The organism is Methanocalculus sp. (genome assembly GCF_030651615.1).
Classification (GTDB): domain Archaea; phylum Halobacteriota; class Methanomicrobia; order Methanomicrobiales; family Methanocorpusculaceae; genus Methanocalculus.
Window position 1 is genome coordinate 1 of record NZ_JAUSCG010000091.1, and the last position, 4,164, is coordinate 4,164.

Here is a 4,164-nt window from a genome sequence, read left to right on the forward strand (position 1 = left end):
GGCTGTTCAGATAACCGGAGGAGACGATCCTGCGGATGCCATCATCGACCCTTTCAGGTTCGAGCGTGCAATCTATGCTCTCCTCCTCCAGTGTGCGGCATCAGGTGCAGGACACACCGGGATCACAATAGACTCAGGAGATCAGGTACGGGTCACCGTATGCCCGGATCGTCCGATCATGAATGAACGGATGGGGAAGTACTTCACGCAGGCTTTCTCACTCGCAGGTGGCACCGTAGAAAGCTCATCCGAACGCATCGCGATGACGTTCCCACAGAAACAAAACATTATCTAGATCATAGAGCATTACAGGAGTGTATGCAATTACGATCACTCTTCCTCATTCTTATCGGACTCATCAGTCTTACTCTCTGCACCATTCCGGCAGCTGCTGAGCAGACCGGATCGATCACCATCTCTTCTTCGCCCGAAGCTGCCGAGGTATATATCACAAACGTCTTCAGGGGCTACACCCCGGTTACGATCTATGACCTGCGACCCGGGATGACGAGAGTCACCCTGAAGAAACCGAATTACCAGAACTGGGATGGGGTCGTGTATGTTATCCCGCAGCAGACGGTCACACTCAGCCCGGTGATGGTACGGACCGGAACCCCCTTCAAGACATACGGAAGCCTCGTCGTCACCTCTTCACCAGGTGCATCGGTCACCCAGAACGGGAATTATGTCGGGATAACCGATGCAGAAGGTTCTTTGATCATCGCACAGACGGACCTCGGCGTGCATCTCATCACCATCGAAAAAGAAGGGTACCTCCCATTTACCGGCACTGTTGAGATCACATCCGGGAAGACGAGCGGACTAACCGCAGATCTGATGCCGGTCGGAGCGGTATCTCCAGGCACGGTCCATACGGTAGCACCACTTCCGACAGCACCGGAGAAGAGTGCGGGGTCCCCCGCAGTCCTCTTCTGTAGCCTGGTCCTCGCCTCGGTTCTTTTCGGACTCAGGCGCCGGTTCTGATCTGAGCTGCAATCCAGTCGCCAACACTGCTTGTCGACTGGGCTCCACCCATATCTTTTGTGACATGACCAGCCAGAATAGAAGACTCTATACCCTTCAGAACTGCGGCTGCCGCCTCTTTCTCCCCAAGATTCTCAAGGAGAAGAGACCCTGCCCAGATGGTTGCAAGCGGGTTTGCAATATTCATCCCTTTGTACTTCGGTGCTGATCCATGGATAGGTTCAAACATCGAGATTCCATCAGGGTTTATGTTGCCGCCAGGAGCAAGCCCAAGTCCTCCCTGCACCATCGCACCGAGGTCGGTGATGATATCTCCAAACATATTCGGGGTGACAACGACATCAAACCATTCAGGGTTCTTCACAAACCACATCGTCACGGCGTCAACGAAGGTGAATTCGGTTTCCACATCAGGATACCCTTTCGAAACAGACGTAAATACCTCACGCCAGAGGCCATAGATATCTGAGAGGACATTGGCTTTATCGACCGACGAACACTTTTTGTTCCGCTCATTTGCCCTTTCAAATGCGTACCTGATCACACGCTCTGAACCTTCACGGGTGATAAGGCCGATCTGATAGGCGACCTCTTCGGCATCGCTCTCAGCATCGACTCCGAATTTGACTGAGTAGAGGTTGCGGATCACTTCAAGGGATCTCTTCTCTGCACCCCTGAACCGGGAGCCGATCCCGACATAGAAGTCTTCTGTATTCTCCCGCACGACAAGGAAGTTGATGTCATCAGGTGTCTTATTTGCAAGAGGTGTCTGAACTCCGTGCAGGAGCTGTATCGGCCGTAGGTTGATGTACTGGTCAAAATGGAACCTGAGTGCAAGGAGGATGCCCTTCTCAAGGATGCCCGGCCTGACACGGTCGTCACCGATTGCACCAAAGTAGATCGAGTCACAGGTCTCAAGACCTGAGATATCTTCGTCAGTGAGGAGTTCGCCCGTCTTCAGGTACCGCTCGGACCCGATATCAAAATCGACCCAGTCGATAGCAAAGTTGAACCGCTCTGACGCGGCATCAAGTACTGTTCTGCCTGCAGAGATTATCTCTGGCCCGATTCCATCTCCACCAATAGCTGCTATTCTGTGCATGTCTTAACCTCCGGGTGTGCCCGTGCATATTCTACAAGACCGCCAGCCCTGATAATCTCAAGCATGAATGCCGGAACCGGATCGGTTGGATATCTGTTACCATTGAATTCAATGAATCCTTCTTCTGTGTTGACAGCAATGGTTGCACCGTCCGGAATCTTTCCTGCATCAGCACAGGTCATGGGCAGGAGGCCGGTATTGATGGCATTTCGGTAAAAGATCCTCGCAAACGATTCAGCAACGATCACCCTGACTCCGGCACCACGAATGGCAAGCGGAGCATGTTCACGGGATGACCCGCATCCGAAGTTTTTACCTGCGACGATGACATCGCCATCTGCTGCCTTCTGTGAGAACTCATCCCGTGTTCCTTCAAAGGCATGGCTGGCGAGCTCTTTTTCATCATAGATCGTCAGAAACCGACCGGGTATTATCGCATCGGTATCGATATCATTGCCAAATTTCCAGACTCTCATCGCTCTTACACCCCCCTCGGATCGGTGATCTCACCATACAGGGCACTTGCCGCCGCCGTTGCCGGTGACGAGAGGTACACTTCTGCCTCGGTGCTCCCCTGTCTTCCCCGGAAGTTCCGGTTTGATGTCGAGAGCGAGACTTCACCAGGTGCAAGGAGACCGAATGCCCCGCCCATACAGGGTCCGCAGCACGGTGCCTCAACAAGTGCTCCTGCCTCGACGAAACGCTCGATAAGACCGGCACGGAGGGTCTTTAAGTACTCGTCACGGGATGCCGGGATGATGATCACCCGCACCTTCTCTGAGAAGGAATCGTTCCCAAGCACCTCTGCTGCTTCCTGCATATCCTCGAATCTGCCGTTTGTGCATGATCCGATGAAGACCTGATCGACCTTCTGCCCTGCAACCTCCTCAACCGGAACAACATTATCAACATTGTGGGGAACAGCCACCTGCGGGGAGAGGTCAGAGATATCATATGCTCTCTTTTCAAGATATATGGCATCCGAATCTGGTGTGAGATCAATGGGATCAAACGAACCCCGTCCTTTCAGGTATTTCAGGGTGATCTCATCGTGGGGAACGATTCCTGCCTTTCCACCCATCTCAATTGCCATGTTGCAACAGGTCATCCTGCCTGACATCTCCATCGATGAAAATGTACTGCCTCCAAACTCAAGTGCCCGGTAGGTCGCGCCATCTGCTCCGATATCACCTGCCATCCTGAGGATGAGATCCTTTGGTCCGACCCTTTTTCCAAAGACACCTGTCGCGTCGACCCTGATGCTCTCAGGCACCCGGAAGTAAAGGGCACCAAATTTCAGGGCAAATCCCATATCAGTAGAGCCGATGCCGGTTGCAAACGCACCGACTGCTCCATACATACAGGTATGCGAATCACTCCCGACAACGATATCGCCAGGGGCAACCCGACCCTTTTCCAGTGCTACCTGATGACAGACACCTTCACGAAGGTCATAGTTTTTAATGCCCTGATCCTCAGCAAACGCACGCATCATTACGTGGTTCTTCGCCGCAGGAATTGAGTCGGCAGGGATCTGGTGGTCGAAGAGAAGAATAATCTTCTCCGGGTCAAAGACACGCTCCCCCCCCATCTCCCGGAACTGGGTAATGGCAAGAGGGCCCGTAATATCATGGATCATCGCAGCGTCGATCGGCGCCATAACGACTTCACCGGCACCAATCTCCCTGCCGCACTTCGATGAGAATATCTTCTCAGCTACAGTCATTCCTTTGGCCATCGGTGTACTTATCTGACTTCAAGATATACTATGGTTTGGATAGCAGGAAAGAGGTGGAGACCGGCAGGTGCGGATAGGACGACTTTTTGAACTGTCACCCTTCTATAGTGCAGCTTTGTGGCCCCCAGACCCCGGGGGCATATTTCCTCCGTCAGGAGGTAGTTGACATCGCAAAACAAGCGTTCCGTTCTCCTCAATGACAGTAATCCGGAAGACATCGCCAGGATGGATCTTCATTAAGCTGACGACTTCAGAGGGGATAGTCAACTACCCACGACTAAAGTCGTGGGCTTGCCCTTCCATCTTCCTGATCTCTTGGGTTCAGGACGGAGTGCGATAG

Annotated in this window: 5 protein-coding genes; 2 read left to right on the plus strand and 3 right to left on the minus strand. The window is 52.9% G+C overall.

Going from position 1 to position 4,164, the window contains the following annotated elements:
* Both Q7V06_RS03850 and Q7V06_RS03855 read left to right on the plus strand, forming a co-directional pair.
* Positions 1 to 295, plus strand: a 295-nt coding sequence (locus Q7V06_RS03850) for a hypothetical protein (RefSeq protein ID WP_304838363.1), incomplete at its 5' end; no start/stop codon positions are given.
* 23 nt (positions 296 to 318) lie between these two features.
* On the plus strand, positions 319 to 984 hold the full coding sequence (locus Q7V06_RS03855; protein WP_304838365.1) for a PEGA domain-containing protein: 666 nt from the start codon (positions 319 to 321) through the stop codon (positions 982 to 984).
* Here Q7V06_RS03855 and Q7V06_RS03860 read toward each other — a convergent pair.
* The 3 genes from Q7V06_RS03860 to Q7V06_RS03870 are packed head-to-tail and all read right to left on the minus strand — an operon-like array spanning position 968 to position 3,824.
* Positions 968 to 2,086 (minus strand): isocitrate/isopropylmalate dehydrogenase family protein, encoded by a 1,119-nt coding sequence (locus tag Q7V06_RS03860; protein ID WP_304838367.1) that lies wholly within the window; start codon positions 2,084 to 2,086, stop codon positions 968 to 970. The two genes, Q7V06_RS03855 and Q7V06_RS03860, sit on opposite strands and share 17 nt — an antisense overlap.
* Positions 2,074 to 2,562: a 3-isopropylmalate dehydratase small subunit gene (locus tag Q7V06_RS03865; RefSeq protein ID WP_304838371.1), complete on the minus strand. Its 489-nt coding sequence runs from the start codon at positions 2,560 to 2,562 to the stop codon at positions 2,074 to 2,076. Before Q7V06_RS03865 ends, Q7V06_RS03860 begins: the two co-directional genes overlap by 13 nt.
* 5 nt (positions 2,563 to 2,567) lie before the next feature.
* The gene (locus tag Q7V06_RS03870) at positions 2,568 to 3,824 is read right to left on the minus strand and encodes a 3-isopropylmalate dehydratase large subunit (RefSeq protein WP_304838374.1); all 1,257 of its coding nucleotides are present in this window, start codon (positions 3,822 to 3,824) and stop codon (positions 2,568 to 2,570) included.
* Positions 3,825 to 4,164 lie beyond the last annotated feature (340 nt).